This is a genomic window from Mediterraneibacter hominis (assembly GCF_014287475.1).
Lineage (GTDB): Bacteria > Bacillota > Clostridia > Lachnospirales > Lachnospiraceae > Mediterraneibacter > Mediterraneibacter hominis.
In genome coordinates this window covers 102,038-119,034 of sequence record NZ_JACOPF010000002.1, presented here as the reverse complement: position 1 = coordinate 119,034, position 16,997 = coordinate 102,038, and the positions used below count along the sequence as shown (strand labels likewise).

Genomic DNA, 16,997 nt, shown 5'->3' with positions numbered 1-16,997 from the left:
AGATAAAAGACTTTCGCATCAGCCATTTTCAGCCTATGCGAAAGTCTTTTCTTTTATCTACGTCTTCTTAATATCAATACAACTGCTGCTGCCAAGATAACCAGCGCTGCCACCGCCGTTAATAAAACTGGCCTAACCGCAGAATCATCTCCCGTTCCAGGAGCAGAAGAACCTTTCTCTTTTACAGGTTCTTTATAAACATTCGTAAATACAAGCTCTTTTCCTGCTGTATCCACAGAAGCCTTCAAATGCCCCTGCAAATCGTCTTCAACCGTTACAGTCACTTCATATGTCGTATCATCATACAGGATCGTCTCGTCTGCACCTGCCATCTCGGATACAGTATATACATAAGTACCGGCTTTATCAAAGGACAATGTCTCGAACTGTATTCTGCCAGTTTCGTCATTTATCGCTTCCGCCACAGTCTCCCCGTCTTCATTCTTAAGGCAGAATGTAAATTCGCCTTCCTTGAGGGCACGACCATCTAACCTCTTAGATGCCCCAATCTGTACGCTTGCAGTTCCTTCTGTTTTATATGTATTGCAAAATGCAACCTTATCTACAGGGTTTCCCTCGCTGTCCGTAATACTCCACTGAACATCCAAGGTGCCTGTCCCTGTATCCGTCACATACGCAAAAGCCTTATAAATACTGCTGTCATAGCTGACTCCCCCAAGTGTTCCTATTTCCTCTCGGAGTTCATAAGTATATGTTCCCTGGCTTTCAAAGGTGATTCCACTAAGGATTACATTGCCATCCTCGGTATTGGTTCCCTGGGAAACGATATTTCCATTTTTATCTGCCATTACGAAAGTAAATTCATCTGCGTTCAGCTTACGTCCTGTCAATTCCTTTGTGAGTGTTATACTTCCGTCTGTTGGCGAAGATGGATCTGTCGGTGTAACAAAATAACAGTTTGTGAAAGTAAACTGTATTCCTACAGGATTAGACAGCACACTTAAATGTCCGTTTCCATCGTCTGTCACCGTCACTGTAAACGTCTTTTCTGTTTCAGGATCGTTGGCAACTCCCTGTACTTCTCCTTCCTCCGTCACAGTGTATATAAACTCCTTTGTCCTGCTTCCGTCCGGATTTTCCTCTGCTCCAATCATATCCTCCATCGTATAAGTGATCATTCCGAAAGATATATTGCCTGCCTTATCATTTTGGGCTGTAATCTTCTCCGGCAGCTTCGCTCCATTGTTTCCTGACAGAGTAAAAGTATACGCCCCTGTAATATCAGGCGCATTGTCCCCTGACTGTACTTCATACTCCTTAAATCCATTTATAAGAATCTGCGCTGTCTCATCTTTACCATATGTATTGATAAATGTAAGTCCCTCATCCGGATATGTAACTGCAATAGCAAGACTTCCATTTCCCTTATCTTCCACAGTTACCGTGATTGCAAAATGTTCTGCATTTGCGGTCACTCCTTCCGGCAGGCTGCTCACATCCTCCGATACAGTATATTGGAATATATAAATTCTATTTCCGTCTTTTTCTTTATACTCTGCAATACCATCTTGTACAGCCTGTTCCAATCCTTCTGTCGTAAAGGTAACCGGATCGAACACAATTTTTCCCTGTTCTCCATCTGCCGCCGCCATATTCGTTCCTGTTGTCACTGTATTGTCATTTTTATCTTTTACCAGGAAGGTAAACATACCCTCGTCAAGATTCTGCCCGTTGAGTATTTTGGCTGCTTCCAGAGAAACCTCACCGTCTCCTCCTAACGTACCTTTTGCCTCATATAAATTGTCAAATGTAAGTTCAACTGGAGCCTGTGTTTCTTCTGTATTTTTGTAAACAAATGTCTGTGCTTCTCCATCTGAAGGAGTCACTGTAGTCGTAACCGTCAGCACGCCATCCCCATCATCTGAAACAGATATTTCTACCGTATATACAGTGCTGTCATTTGTATAGCCTTCCTCCTGCTCTCCAGTTTCTCTTATTTCATATGTATAAGTCTTTTCACTATCTTCCTGCGTAAATGTAAGACCCGTCAGCGGTATCATTGTGTCTGTACTTATTCCATTTTCCATGCCTGCTGCTGCGTTGGTAAATTCTTTTCCACTCGGATCTATTCCGGCTTTTTCTGCTGACGCTTCATCTGCCGGTGTAATATGGAAAGTAAACTGTCCCTGTGCCATTGCATGGCCGGTGAGGTTCTTCACCACAGAAAGTCCGCCTTTGGCATCATAATCTACTTCTGTAGAATAGCTGTTCCTGAAAGTATCATTTTCTTTTTCTATATGTGCGACAAGACTGCCATTTAAATCGTCCGTAACTGTAACCGTAATTTTCGCTGTCCTTCCGTCATAGGTGATACCATTCTGTGTTGTACCGCCATTGGTTTCTGTCACATCATAATAGTAAACTCCTGCCTGTGTATAAGTAATTGGCCCAAAACCAAATGCAGCAGAATTTCCACCTGTTGTATCTGGTGTATCAACAGATACCTTTGTTATGTCCGGCATTGGTACATCTTGCGGTGTAATCTCTATCCCTTCGTCATCCTTACCGCCTGTCGGTGTCAAGGTAAATTCAAAGTTTTCTTTATTCCAGTCTTTTCCGGTGAATACCTTTGTAAACTGTAGATCTGTATCATCTGCAACTATCTCTCCTGCTATATATGTATTCGTAAATACGGCCGTATTATCTGCTGCAGGTATACTACCTGTTTCTCCTGCATCATTTGTTGTCTGTACCATAGAAGAAACCACCGTCATTGTACCGTCCGCGTTGTCTTCGACTTGTACAGAAATCGTATATTGTGCTTTTGAATATGTAATTCCTCCGATTTCTCCTGGCTTTTCTGAAATATAGAAGATGTAGTCACCTGGCTTACTAAATGTAATGTTCCCAAATGCCGCAGTCTTATGTTCACTTGTATTCTCTATTATAATCTCTCTGTCCGGCATCGAAATAAAGCCATCCTGTACAGCCTGTTCTGTCGTTTTATCTCCTGTCAAAAGGAACGTAAAGCTATCCCCTTCCTGCCATTCACGGCCAGAAAGAATTTTTTCAACCTGTAGAGTCGTACTTCCATCTAGACTTCCTTCTGCCTTATATGTATTTGTAAATATCTGGCTTCCCTGCGTATTTCTGCTGTATCTCAACTGTCCATCTATGTCACGCACAGTAAAGGTTGTTGTTATTTCATGGCTGTCATACTCTACTCCTGGTACTTCACCGCCCTGCGGTTTTAATTCTGCCGCTTTTACTACATAGGTTCCTGGTTTTGTAAAGGTTATATTGCCGAATTGCACTGTACCGTCCGCACTATTTGTTACAGTCGTTTCCGAAGGAAGCGTGATCCCGTCCTCTGGATTTGCTGAAACAAGGCTCAATTCAAAGGAAAATTCCCCTTCTTTCAGCCCTTCCGCCCTGTCTCCATCTAAAACCTTCGTAAGTGTAAGCGGTGCAGTATTGACAGTAAGAGGCGCATACTGATTATTAAATACTATACTTTGTGCGTCCTCTGTTTTCGTAAAGATACCATCTGACATAATTCCTTTTTCAATAATAGGTTCTTCTGCTGTCAAAGTTCCCTGTAGATCATCTGTAACTTTCACAGTAATCTGATATATAGTCTCATCATACGTCATTCCAGTACGTGGAACTTCTGGAATCTGTTCCCGTATCAGATAGTAGTACTCTCCTGCTTCTGTATACGTAATATTTTTCAGAAGGCGGATATTGCCTGTATAAGTCCCATCTCCATCCTCGTCCATGCCTGCTTCATTAGAATTTGTTCCCAGGCTTTCCCCCATAGGAGCGTCATTTACTGCCTCTACAGTAAAGAAAAATTCACTTTCTTCCAGGCTCTGTCCTGACAGATTCTTTGTTCCGTTTAAGTTCACTGCTGTATCTGTGTTAAAAACCGCCTTATATGTATTTTCCCATATAAGTGATTCTCCTGTGGAATATGAAGTATCCACATGCATTGTGCCGTCCCCGTTATCTGTTACAGTTACGGTTACCAGCTTCGCCTCTGTATCATACGTCATTCCACCCAGGCTTCCTTTTGTCTCGGTGATCTGGTATCTATATGTCCCTTCTTCGGTAAATTCTATTGTACCAAACTCAACTGCTACACTGTTACCGGAAGTCGGTGTCACAGTCACCTCAGAGGATTCTGGCATAGGCGCCTTCTCCACTTCTTGCGGCTTTTCTGTGTTCTCTACTGTGAATGTAAATGTATCCCCACTCTGGAAGCTGCGCCCATCTATCGTCTTTGTTCCTGTCAAATCCAGTGTTCCTATGGCTTTATATGTATTTGTAAACACAAATTCTTCCCCACTTGTTGTCACTCGAACTGTTTCTGTCTCCTCTACAAGTTCACTGGATACTGCTGCTGTAATCTCCTTTACAGAATGGTCATACGTAACGCCTTCATATACCCATTGTCCTGTTTCATTCTTAACGGCTCCTTCGAGTGGCGTACCGTCATACAGCCCATTCTCTGTCGGCTGCTTCTCTGTCACATAATACAGATATTGTTTCCCGATTGACTCCTGTGTGAAGGTAATCCCGTCAAATACAATATCTCCGGCAGCGATATTACTAATTTCTGTATTTACCGGCATAGGCTGAGTGCTGTCCTCCTGGTATGAGTCCTCACTTCCTATTGCCCTGGAACCACCTGCGCTAAGTATAAAGGTATATGCACTATCCACAAGTTCTTTTCCATTCAGTTCCTTTGTTCCTCTCAAAGAAGCTGTCACCGCTTCGGCATTATATGTATTTGTAAAATCCAGCTCTCCTGCCGATACTGGCTGCCATGTGTCGCTTCCTGCAATTTGCTTTTCCAAAGTATGTGTCTCTGACAGTGTGCCGTTGCCTTCATCCTTCACCGTCACAATCAAGCGGTATAATGTTGCATCATAAGTAACTCCTGGCAGACCCTGTCCCCCCTCCGCTACATTCGGATTTACTTCCTGGATGATATAACGGTATTCTCCTGGTTTTGTGAATGTAATATCGCTCTTTTCACCAAAGGTAAAGTCTGCTGTGTCACCATTGTCCGGCTCGATTGTCACTTCTGTTTCTTCTGGAAGAGGCGCATTCGGTGTCACCTGACTTGCGCGCAGTTTAAATGTAAAGCTGTCTGTTTTCTTAAACTCTCTTCCGGAAAGTATCTTCGTCCCAGCAAGACCTAATGTAACATCTGCATCTATAGTAAGTGGCTCTGTGCTGTAACGGTTATGAAAAGCAACGTGCGCATCTGCTGTTGTCATAGTCCCTTCTGTCGGATTGGAATCTCCGATAACTGCTTCCTGCTCTCCCACCGTTGTTTCTGTCTGTACAAACGCAAAGCCCTGTGGGATATTCTTTTCTTCTACTTTATATTCTGTACCATTACCAATATGTGGTATTTCTAAGGACTGCCCATCTTTTAGTTCAAATTCGGCCACACCGTCACCGCCAAATTTTAGTTCTACTGTAGAATCAGAACTTCCCTCTGTATGAAGAACTGCCTGTATCGTTGTTTCTGCTTTAGAAGGAATGGTTACCTGGAATGAAAAAGCCTTATCAGGTGCGGTTAGTCCCTCTTCTGCAGCTACTTCTTTTTCTATTGTCAAAGAACTTGGAGCTTCCGCCTTAAGAACTCCGTTATTTCCTAAATATACAGTAAAGTGCCCTGTATCAAGATCTCCTGTAAATGTCGGATAATAATAAACGGCAGCAGTATCCGTCGTATTTCCCTCTTTATGTTGCGTAAAATCTTGAAGGTTTCCAAGTCTTGGGGAACCTTCCTTTAAATTTAGCTGTCCCTGTATAACTTCTGTATAACCCTCCATTAGGTCCGCATTTCGGCTCACCACTGCCGTGCGCTGCGTATTTCCTTCATAATAGTGAATCTGGAAATAATAAGTCGCCTCATTATCGTACTGTATTGCTGGTTCCCGACACCCTTCATCTAAATATAAAGGTGTATTTTCCTGTACAAAATAAAACGGATTTGTTTTTGCCGGAGTAAATTCTACTTTTGCATCTCCTACAGATGTATCTCCTTGTGTATTACCCGTATATACATTACTGTAGAAGTTTACTTTGCCGTCCTCACCTGTATGTTCCGCAATATATTCTTCACTGACGCCTTCGAGGGTTTCCAGATCTATGCCTTCCTGTGCTTGAATCGTATATAAAATACGAATAGGATATGCCTGGTTATTTGTATTACTTTTTACATTACCATCCGCATCTAATGCGATTGTATTTACTCGCAGCGGAATCGCTGATGCAGGAATTTTTACCGTAAGCATCTGGTGTGTATCATCTGTCTGCTCCACTGTGATCTGAATCTCGCTTAAATTATGTTTTCCATATACCTCACTGTTAATTTCGCCTTCAAAAGTATATATCACTTTCTGCCCTGAGGTAGAGATATCTTTTTTTGTAAATTCTGTTCCACCGTATATAATCTCTTTTACATCGGATATTGCCATATACTCTCCGACTGGATCTATATAGGTAATATATCCGTCTGTTGTCGGATCATTACCTGTCACTTCTGTCGGTACCTGTGGTGTACTGATAGATATTTCACTGATAATGTCCTCAAATACTCCCACTACATCCCCTGCGGCAGCCGCATCATAATACCCGTCATTATAAATAAGAGAGGTAATATCTCCGGATTTAGGATGTCTCATGGTATATGTTCCACTACTTCCCCAGCCTCCCGAATCAACCTCTATTTCAACATTATTTCCTTGTGTATACTGTTCAAATGCCGTTTTGACTTGTTCAGCGATCTCATTATTCCAATTACCCTGTCCGGATGGATCTAATGTCAGATAGGCAAGATCCCTCTCACCTGTATAATAATACGATTGTCCCCAGCTCCATTCTTCGTTGTCCAGAGAGGTAATTCCCATTCCAACCGTATAGACCCGCGCCGCATAGGGAGATTCTGCATTACCCTGTGCATAGTTATCTGTGATCTGCTGTTTCATATAGGAAGCTGTTGCCATAGCAAGCATGCCATTCCCATAATATGTACTGCTTCCAGGTCCTTGTCTGTTATCATTACTTGGACTCCACCAGCTTCTGCTGGAAGAAGAATAGGTCGGAGAACCATCAGAAAGTACGATCACTGCCGGAACACGGTTGACTGTGGTCCCGTCCGCCTGAACCGTAGTATCCTGGTTTTCTGCCAGAATATTCATCCCTGTATATACACCCATCTGAATGTTTGTCCCTCGACTGCTTCCCATGTCCAGGCATTCATCTGTATCCACACCCCATCTGTCAGAGGAAGGATTATTATATGCTACATCCTGTTCCACTGTATTATAAAAATAACGTCCCGATCCTGTATAGCTGATAAATGTACCATTCTCAGAAGATGTATAATGTCCAAGTGGAAGCAGTGACGCACTGTCTGTGTCATATAATATGACTGCTGCCCGATTGTTTTCATTCATTTCCATTAGACTGGCGAGTGACTGATTTACTGCTGTGACCGTATCATCCAAGTATCCGCTGTTTACCATCGAGCTGGAATCATCTATAACAAAAACAACATCCAAAGGTGCCGCTGCCGATCCGCTTATTTCCATTGAAGTAGACAGTGCCGAATAGGATACCAGAAAATCTGCATCTCCTTTCTCCACTGTTACACTTCCTACATCCCCGGTAAATACTGCATCTTCCATGTAAACAGTCTTGTCTGTCCATACACGTCCCGCATATCTGGTAGACACATTCTCTCCTAAAGACTGCATATAGTCTTTTGTCGTATTATTGTCCGCAGCCGTTTCCGCTGCAAGAACCTGTACAGATTCCTGAGGAAGAAGTACAAATGCCATTGCTATTACGGTTACGGCTGATACGATTCCTGCACCAATCCTGCGTAGCTTCCTTCCTCCCCTTAATTTCCTTCCTTTTTTTGTCCTGCTCATTGCCAAAATCCCTTCCCCTTATGAAAATCTGGTTTATAGATGCTATACTTTCAGTTCCATTTATCTGCAAAGGTAATTTGCATAGCAAAACAACATAATATTAATTATGTTGTTATTTCTTTCTGTATTGGACTATAAATCCTTTGTCTGGAAAGAATATCTGCTAGAAAATCATCTACCTTTTATAAGCTTTTACTTTTTCTATTAGGGATTTTTACAAAAGAGAGCATAGATTTCAGGCATACTGATTTTTATGTGTTTTTTGTATGCCTAAATATAGATATTCGCTTCAGAAAACCTAACTATTATTACCTTGAAATATGTTTTGGAAGTATTGACTTTTAAAAATATGTAGTATAAAATCAAGAGAAATAAGTATTTTCTAAGTTCCACATAATTATAGTAATTTTTAACAACATAATTAATATTATGTTACTTTGTTATTTGTCGGCCCCCATATTTCTTCAATTGCAAAACAACATAATTAATATTATGTTGTTTTTATTTCTAAAATTTTCAACTGTTCTATATTCCGTTTCCACTCCGCAAGTCCTTCTGACGCGTATATACGTGTCACTTCTAGATTGCTATGTCCCAGAATATCAGCAAGATTGAGTAAATTTTTGGTCTGTTTATAAAAAACACGTGCAAAAAGATGTCTTAAATTGTGTGGAAATACCTTTTCCGGTGCAATTCCAACCCCTGCGGCTAACTTTTTCATTTCTCTCCATATATTGGAGCGATTTTTTTCTCTACCGGATTTCGTACAAAAAATAGGCCCGCTGCTGATTTTTTGCCTTTTAATAAAGTTCAAAAGTTTCTTTTGCAGGACTCGCGGAAGTATAACAAATCTGTATTTTCCTTTGTTCCATACTTTAATTAACCCATTTCTAATGTTTTCAACACAAAAAAACTTCAATTCACTGATACGGATTCCTGTTGCGCCAATCGTTTCCATAATCATAGCCAACTGCTCTTTCCCCTGTTCTCTAGCATACCGGATCAATTTGTGAAACTCTTCTTTTTGCAGTTCCTTTCCCATACTCTGCATATCCTGCCTCTGTATTTTTACTCTTTTTAAACGGAGCTTTCCCATATCTAAAAATTGTAAAAACTGATTAAGCGCAACGAGCATAGAATTGACACTGCTTACAGAATACTGTTCCAGCAGCCACATCTTATAATTAATTAGTACCTCTTTACTAATTATTTTTTCTTTCCAGGAATACTCTATAAATTTCCTTACATCTCTAATATATTTTTCTATTGTGGAAGGAGCGTTCTCCCGTTCCTGCAGATACTTTTTAAAATCCATTAACATTACCTTCTCAAGCTGTATTCTGTCATTTTGCATACCCTTTGTTTCCTCCTTTAACAATTTAACTTCTATCATATCCGAAATCGCACTATTTCAGTCATTTTTGTCTAAAGGAGAGTATAAAAAGAAGAGAGCATAACAGCAATTTTTATACTGTATACTCTCTCCTCTTAAATTTATAGTGCAGGAAGCTTTCCTCCTGATTCTATATAAATGCCTTAATCTTCTGATAAATACTCTCTGTATCCAGTCCGTATTTTTTCAGAAGCTCCAATGCCGGGCCAGATTCGCCGAATGTATCATTGATTCCGATTTTCAATACCTTAGTCGGAGCCTTTTCTGAAAGGACGTCACACACTGCACTTCCCAGTCCTCCGATCACAGAATGTTCCTCAACTGTAACGACTTTGCCTGTCTCTTTTGCCGCCGCAGTCACAAGCTCTTCATCCAGCGGTTTGATCGTATGGATGTTGATGACTTTTGCCTCGATTCCTTCTGCCGCCAGCTTTTCTGCTGCTTCCAGACAATTCGCCACCGGAAGTCCGGTTGCGATAATGGTTACATCTTTTCCCTCTCTTAATACTACACCTTTTCCAATTTCAAACTTATAATCTGGCTTATCATTGATAACTGGAACTGCAAGACGTCCAAACCTTAAGTAAACTGGTCCCTGATGCTCATACGCCGCACGCACCGCAGCTTTTGCTTCTACATCATCCGAAGGATTGAGCACAACCATTCCCGGAATCGTACGCATCAAAGCAATATCTTCATTACACTGATGTGTAGCCCCGTCTTCTCCTACAGAAATGCCTGCGTGCGTAGCGCCAATCTTTACATTCAAGTGCGGATATCCGATAGAATTCCTCACCTGCTCAAAGGCACGTCCTGCCGCAAACATCGCAAAAGAGCTTGCGAATGGAACCATTCCGGCTGCCGCCAGACCTGCTGCTACTCCCATCATATTTCCTTCTGCAATTCCGCAGTCAATAAATCTGTCCGGATGCGCCTTCTTAAATACTCCTGTCTTTGTCGCCGCCGCCAAATCCGCGTCCAGCACGACAATATCCTTATGCGCATTTCCAAGTTCAGCCAAAGCATTGCCATAGCTGTCTCTTGTTGCAATTTTCTTTACTTCTGGCATAATGCTTCACCTACTTTCTCCAAATCTTTCATTGCGATTTCATACTCTTCATCGTTCGGAGCCTTGCCATGCCATCCCACCTGATTTTCCATGAAAGAGACTCCCTTTCCTTTCAGAGTCTTGGCAATGATCGCAGTCGGGCGTCCCTTTACTGTTCTTGCCTCTTTAAGCGCTGTTTCTATCTGTTCAAAATCATTCCCGTCTATATTGATCACATGAAAATTAAAAGCTTCGAATTTCTTATCAATCGGGTATGGAGAATTGACTTCTGTGATTGCCCCATCAATTTGCAGATTATTATTGTCCACAATCACAACCAGATTATCCAGTTTCTTATGTCCTGCCAGCATAGATGCCTCCCAGACCTGTCCTTCCTGAATTTCTCCGTCTCCCAGCAATGTATATACACGGTAATCCTTCCCCTGCAGTTTTCCTGCAACCGCCATTCCAACTGCCGCTGAAATTCCCTGTCCCAGTGAGCCAGACGTCATATCTACTCCCGGAATGTGCTTCATATCCGGATGTCCCTGAAGATAAGATCCTGTATGACGCAGCGTCTTTAAATCTTCTATGGGGAAATATCCTTTCTGCGCTAAAACAGAGTAAAGCCCCGGAGCCGTATGTCCTTTAGAAAGTACGAATCTGTCTCTATCCGGATTCTTCGGATCCTTTGCGTCTACATTCATTTCTTCAAAATAAAGGTAGGTAAAAATATCTGCTGCCGAAAGAGAACCGCCCGGATGTCCGGCCTTAGCGCTATGTACTGCCGTTACAATCCCTTTGCGGACCTCGTTTGCAGTTTTCATTAATTCCAGTTTATTCATGGTTTCCTCCTGCTGCTTTTATTCGCCAAATACTGCCTTATAGTCTGCCTGAAATTTTTCAATTCCCGCGTCTGTTAAAGGATGATGTGTCATCTGCTCAATAACCTTATATGGCACTGTCGCAATATCCGCTCCCGCAAGAGCACAGTCTGTAATATGGATCGGATTGCGAACACTCGCTGCAATAATTTCTGTCTCAATTCCTGCTACTTCAAAAATCTGCGCAATCTCTGCAATTAAATCCGTTCCTCTTACAGAAATATCATCCAAGCGTCCCAGGAACGGAGACACATATGCAGCGCCTGCACGTGCCGCAAGCAATGCCTGATTTGCTGTAAAAATCAGCGTCACATTTGTCTTAACGCCCTCTGCTGAAAGCACTTTACAAGCTTTTAATCCTTCTGAAGTCATTGGGATTTTTACAACCATATTCGGATGAATTTTTGCAATCTCTCTTCCTTCCTTGATCATCCCTTCTGCATCTGTTGTTGTTGCCTTTACTTCTCCACTGATCGGCCCGTCTACGATAGAAGCAATCTCCGCAATCACTTCTTCAAATACACGGCCTTCTTTCGCAATCAAAGACGGATTTGTTGTCACTCCGCAGATAACTCCCATGTCATTCGCTTTCTTAATATCCTCTACATTTGCTGTGTCAATAAAAAATTTCATGCGTTGTTCCTCCTTGAACTTTAAACCAATTGTACCTGTTTTCGATTATATCCCAATTCTGGAAAACAGGTCAATAGCGCTTGAAATTATTAATAATTTTATAGTATTTATAATCTATATTTATTAATTCTTTACTTCCGTCATTGCTTCTTAATAAAAGTTCAAATTTTCCTTCGCTTTTGCTTACATCTATCCTTTTTTCAAAAACGAAAAAGGATGGATTTAAATTATTAATAATAATTCACTTTCTTGTATTAATTTTTCTTTTTTTACTGTGTGGATACGACGTTGTTCCTCTTACAACAATTCTAGGCTCATACTCCACATGGTAAATGCTGACTGGCTCTATTTCTGCGTAACGTTTCATTCTCGTATTCATCTTTTTCATAATAATATCACAGGCGTCCATTCCTTTATAAATAACAAAATGCTCGATTGTCGTCAGATAGACCTTGTGCATTTTTGCAAAAAGAGTATTATCACATCCCATTACAGAAATGTCTCCTGGCACTTTATATTTTTCATCGTAGAGTGCATCCAGAATTCCAAAAGCAATCATATCATTCAATCCTGCGATTGCGGTCAGATTTTTATGTTCTCTTAAAAGCTCTTTTGTAAGGTCGTATCCGATCCGATATTCCGAATCAATTCCCGGAATATCTTTATCAATCTGTTCATCCGCCGCCTTTATAATGACATTTTCTCCCAATCCCGCATCCTTAAATTCCTTTAAAAATCCCTCTACTCTTTTTGAACGCTGCTTTTGTCTTACTGTCAGAGGCGGAGCAATATATGCAACATTCTTATGTCCTAACTCCAACAGATGTTTTGCCATCAGACGTCCTAATTTTGCATTATCCAGTTCCACAGCGTCCACGTCCAGTTTTTCATTTTGATTGTTAATGATGGCAAAAGGAATTTTCCCAGAGAGTTCTTCTACCAAATGCATAAAACACCTGCTTGGATTACATGCATAAATAACCCCTTGCGGATTCAGACCCGGCATCATTTTTAAGTACCTTTCCTCCAGCTCTAAGTCTCTCTGTGTGTTACACACAAATAATCCAAATCCCTGTTCTGTTGCCCTAGATTCGATTCCTTGCAGCAGCATTACATAATAAGGATTTGTCAGATTTGGACATAGCACCACCAACAACTTTTCGCGGCGAACTTCTCTGCGTGTTTTCCTCTTAGGCAGTTCATACCCCAGCTCTTCTGCCGCGTTTTCCACTCTCTGTACCGTTTCTTTTGAAAACGAAACATTGTATTTCTTATTTAATATCATGGAGACCGCTGCTTGCGATACTCCTGCTCTTTCTGCCACATCAGATGACGTTACTTTTCTCTTATTCACCGCCTGTGTTCCTCGCTTTTTGTTTCTCTGACATCTGGTACTATACTGACATCAAAGGTTAATTCTTCCCTCCAGAGCACGCAGAAGGGTAACTTCATCGATATATTCCAGATCTCCTCCAACCGGAACACCGCTTGCGATTCTGCTTACTTTGATTCCAACAGGCTTAATCAGCTTGCTGATATACATCGCCGTTGTCTCTCCTTCCAAGCTAGAATTCGTGGCGATAATCACCTCATCTACTTCTCCTTGAAGCCGTTCCATCAGTTCTTTTAGTCTTATATCTCCCGGCCCAATTCCCAGCATGGGCGAAATCGCGCCATGTAATACATGATATACACCATTGTATTTGCCCGTCTTTTCATACGCAGCCAGATCGCGCGGCGTCTCCACCACCATAATCGTCTTCTGGTCCCGTTCTTCGTTACTGCATATCGGACATATCTCCCTGTCTGTCAGCGTACAGCACTGCCTGCAGTAGCGTACATTATTGCGTGCTTCTACAATCGTTTTCGCCAGATTCTCCACTTGCTCCTTTGGCATATTAATAATATGAAAAGCAAGCCGCTGTGCCGACTTGCTTCCAATTCCCGGGAGTCTTGAAAACTCCTCGATAAGTCTGCTGATTTGATTACTGTAATACTCCATTTTAAAACATCCCCGGCATACCGCCGCCCAAGCCTCCTGTCAGCTTCGACATTGCTGCGCCAGACTCTTCCTCCACCTTACGCAGAGCTTCGTTTGCGGCTGCCACAATCAGATCCTCCAGCATCTCTATATCTTCTGGATCTACAACTTCCTCTGCAAGCTTTACCTTCAGTACCTCTCTCTTTCCCGAAACGGTTACTTCTACAGCTCCTCCGCCTGCTGCCGCAGTAAATTCCTTGGATTCCAGTTCTTTCTGCTGTTCTTCCATTTGACGCTGCATTTTCTGTGCCTGCTTCATAAGATTCGCCATATTTCCGGGCATTCCTCCGCCCGGGAAACCTCCACGTTTTGCCATGATTAATCCTCCACTATAATTTCCATATTTATTTTCTGTTCAATATCCACGAATGTATCTTCAAAGTGCCTTCCTTCTTCTACATGCCGCACTTCTACTTCTACTTTCTTTCCGATACGGTTTTCAATCAGATCTTCTAATTCCTTTACATGATCCTCTCTGCCGACAAACTCTGCCTCCATACTTCCCGGCATCACAATCATAAGGCGATTGTCACCCCCCAGGCTTAACCGTGCTTTTTTCAAGTAATTACGCAAAAGCCCTGACGCTTCATCTGCAATAGAACGGAAATTTTGCACCACTTCTTTGACATCCTCCGGAATCGCCTTTGGGAGTTCCACTCTGTTCTGACCTGTTTCGTGTGCGTCCTCCGCCCTGCTGCCTGTATTTGTATATACTGCCTGTTCTACAGTATTCCCCACAGGAATCCCTTTTTCTATCTTTTCTTCCACAGCGCGGATTCTGTCTAACAGGGTGTCTGCTTTTGTCTCCATTGCCGGAACACATAATTTAATCAGCGCCACTTCCAGAAGCACTCTCTTCTGGGTCGCATACTTCAGTTGTCCTGAAAGTTCTGAAAACACACGGATAAAACGGAAAAGTACATCCGTCTCAATCATCTGCGCTTCTTCTTTTAACTGCATCATATTTTCCGTGGATACGTCCAATACATCCTCTATATTATCAGATGTTTTTACCAGAAGCAAGTTTCTCAAATACCATGTGAAGTCTGCTGCCATCTGGGTCAGTTCCCTTCCCTGCATAACAAGCTCCTCCACAGTGTCCAGTACCTTCGCCACGTCCCTTGAAAGTATGCTACGCAAAAGCTGGCTGAACACATCTGTATCTACTGCTCCAAGCACCTCCAGCACATTATCATACGTCAAGGTCTGCCCCAGATAAAATGCAATACATTGATCGAGCAGGCTTAATGCATCTCTCATAGAGCCATCCGCCGCTTTTGCAATATAGCGTATCGCCCTCTCCTCTACATTTACCTGTTCCTTCTCCATCAGCTCTTGCATGCGCCCGGAAATCGTCTCAATGCTGATTCTTTTAAAATCATAATGCTGGCATCTGGATAAAATCGTGATCGGTATCTTATGAACCTCTGTTGTGGCAAGAATAAAAATCACATACTCCGGCGGTTCCTCCAATGTCTTTAAAAGTGCGTTAAAGGCGCCTATGGAAAGCATATGCACCTCGTCTATAATGTAGACTTTATACCGTCCTTCCGTAGGGCGGTACGTCACCTCCTCCCGAATTTCACGAATATTATCCACACCATTGTTAGATGCCGCGTCAATTTCAATCACATTCATAGACGTCCCTGCCGCAATGGAACGACACATTGCACATTCTCCGCATGGACTTCCATCAATCGGCTGTTCGCAGTTCACTGCTTTGGCAAATATTTTCGCCACCGTCGTTTTCCCTGTTCCCCTCGTCCCACAGAACAAATATGCATGCCCAATACGGTTTGCTTTAATTTGGTTCTTCAACGTCGTAATAATGTGGTCTTGTCCCTTTACGTCCTCAAACGCAGCAGGACGAAATTTCCTGTAAAGTGCCGTATATGACATGAATTACACCTCTTACTTTTTATTTATCTCCAAAACTGATTCCTGTCATCCTGGCTTCCTTGATGATACTACAGTCTGGATCTACATACTTTAATTTACCTGCTATTTCAGCCAGCGGAACCTTCGTCGTCTCGCCTTTTTTCATCGCAACCATATAGCCATATTCTTCATTCAGAATCAATTCCGCAGCCTTTGCTCCTACTCTGGTAGAAAATACGCGGTCATATGGACAAGGAGAGCCGCCTCTCTGCGTATGTCCTGGAACAGTAATCCGCACCTCTTTGTCAGTCTTCTTCTGAATCTGCTCTGCAAGCTCATACGCAATAGAAGGATACTTCCTCTTTGCGATTTTTTCTTTGTATTCTTTTTTCTTTAATTTTGCATCCTCTTTAGAAATTGCACCTTCTGCCACCGCAAGAATTGTAAATGGCTTGCCGGCGGCGGAACGTTTCTGAATTACCTTGGCAATCACATCAATATCATAGGGTATTTCCGGCAGAAGAATAATGTCTGCTCCTCCCGCTATCCCTGCATGCAATGTAACATGTCCGACTTTATGCCCCATAATCTCTATAATAAATACTCTACTATGCGAAGTCGCTGTTGTGTGAATCCGGTCTATCGTGTCTGTCGCAATGTCCACTGCGCTCTGGAATCCAAATGTCATCTCTGTTCCCCAAAGATCATTGTCTATTGTCTTTGGAAGAGAAACGATATTCAACCCTTCTTCTCTGAGCAGGTTCGCTGTCTTCTGCGTACCGTTTCCCCCAAGAATTACAAGACAGTTCAAATTTAGTTTGTGATACGTATGTTTCATTGCCTCCACTTTATCCAGCCCGTCCTTATCCGGTACCCGCATCAATTTAAACGGTTGTCTGGATGTCCCTAAAATCGTTCCGCCCCGGGTCAGAATCCCCGAAAAATCTTTGGAGGTCAGCATGTTAAAATCTGCATATATCAACCCCTTATATCCATCTTTAAATCCATATATTTCCACGTCATCCCTTTTGGAACAAATGCCCTTTACGACACCGCGCATTGCCGCATTCAAAGCCTGGCAGTCTCCGCCGCTTGTCAACATTCCAATTCTTAACATCCTTCAATTCCTCCTTCACAACATTTTCTACACATGAATAGACAGCCGGAAAGCTTTCCGGCTGTCTATTATTATACTCTATTTGTT

10 protein-coding genes are annotated in these 16,997 nt (G+C 42.2%); all 10 read right to left on the bottom strand.

Annotation, left to right across the window (positions count from 1 at the left end; genetic code table 11):
- Positions 1 to 53: 53 nt before the first annotated feature.
- Positions 54 to 7,916, bottom strand: a complete 7,863-nt coding sequence (locus H8S37_RS10010) for a Spy0128 family protein (protein WP_186875927.1) — start codon at positions 7,914 to 7,916, stop codon at positions 54 to 56.
- 490 nt (positions 7,917 to 8,406) lie between these two features.
- Positions 8,407 to 9,270, bottom strand: a complete 864-nt coding sequence (locus H8S37_RS10005) for a tyrosine-type recombinase/integrase (protein ID WP_186875926.1) — start codon at positions 9,268 to 9,270, stop codon at positions 8,407 to 8,409.
- A 169-nt stretch (positions 9,271 to 9,439) separates the two neighbouring features.
- On the bottom strand, positions 9,440 to 10,378 hold the full coding sequence (locus H8S37_RS10000; RefSeq protein WP_186875925.1) for a transketolase family protein: 939 nt from the start codon (positions 10,376 to 10,378) through the stop codon (positions 9,440 to 9,442).
- Positions 10,366 to 11,202, bottom strand: a complete 837-nt coding sequence (locus H8S37_RS09995; protein ID WP_186875924.1) for a transketolase — start codon at positions 11,200 to 11,202, stop codon at positions 10,366 to 10,368. The genes H8S37_RS10000 and H8S37_RS09995 overlap by 13 nt, the downstream gene beginning before the upstream one ends.
- 18 nt (positions 11,203 to 11,220) lie before the next feature.
- The gene (gene fsa, locus H8S37_RS09990) at positions 11,221 to 11,874 is read right to left on the bottom strand and encodes a fructose-6-phosphate aldolase (RefSeq protein ID WP_186875923.1); all 654 of its coding nucleotides are present in this window, start codon (positions 11,872 to 11,874) and stop codon (positions 11,221 to 11,223) included.
- A 241-nt stretch (positions 11,875 to 12,115) separates the two neighbouring features.
- A complete protein-coding gene (locus H8S37_RS09985; protein WP_186875922.1) occupies positions 12,116 to 13,228 on the bottom strand; it encodes a LacI family DNA-binding transcriptional regulator in 1,113 nt (370 codons plus the stop codon).
- A 51-nt stretch (positions 13,229 to 13,279) separates the two neighbouring features.
- The gene (gene recR / locus H8S37_RS09980; protein ID WP_186875921.1) at positions 13,280 to 13,876 is read right to left on the bottom strand and encodes a recombination mediator RecR; all 597 of its coding nucleotides are present in this window, start codon (positions 13,874 to 13,876) and stop codon (positions 13,280 to 13,282) included.
- A gap of 1 nt (position 13,877) precedes the next feature.
- A complete protein-coding gene (locus H8S37_RS09975; protein WP_186875920.1) occupies positions 13,878 to 14,231 on the bottom strand; it encodes a YbaB/EbfC family nucleoid-associated protein in 354 nt (117 codons plus the stop codon).
- A 2-nt stretch (positions 14,232 to 14,233) separates the two neighbouring features.
- Positions 14,234 to 15,814: a DNA polymerase III subunit gamma/tau gene (dnaX, locus tag H8S37_RS09970; RefSeq protein WP_186875919.1), complete on the bottom strand. Its 1,581-nt coding sequence runs from the start codon at positions 15,812 to 15,814 to the stop codon at positions 14,234 to 14,236.
- Positions 15,815 to 15,833: 19 nt separating this feature from the next.
- A complete protein-coding gene (locus H8S37_RS09965; protein ID WP_186875918.1) occupies positions 15,834 to 16,910 on the bottom strand; it encodes a 6-phosphofructokinase in 1,077 nt (358 codons plus the stop codon).
- Positions 16,911 to 16,997: the final 87 nt, after the last annotated feature.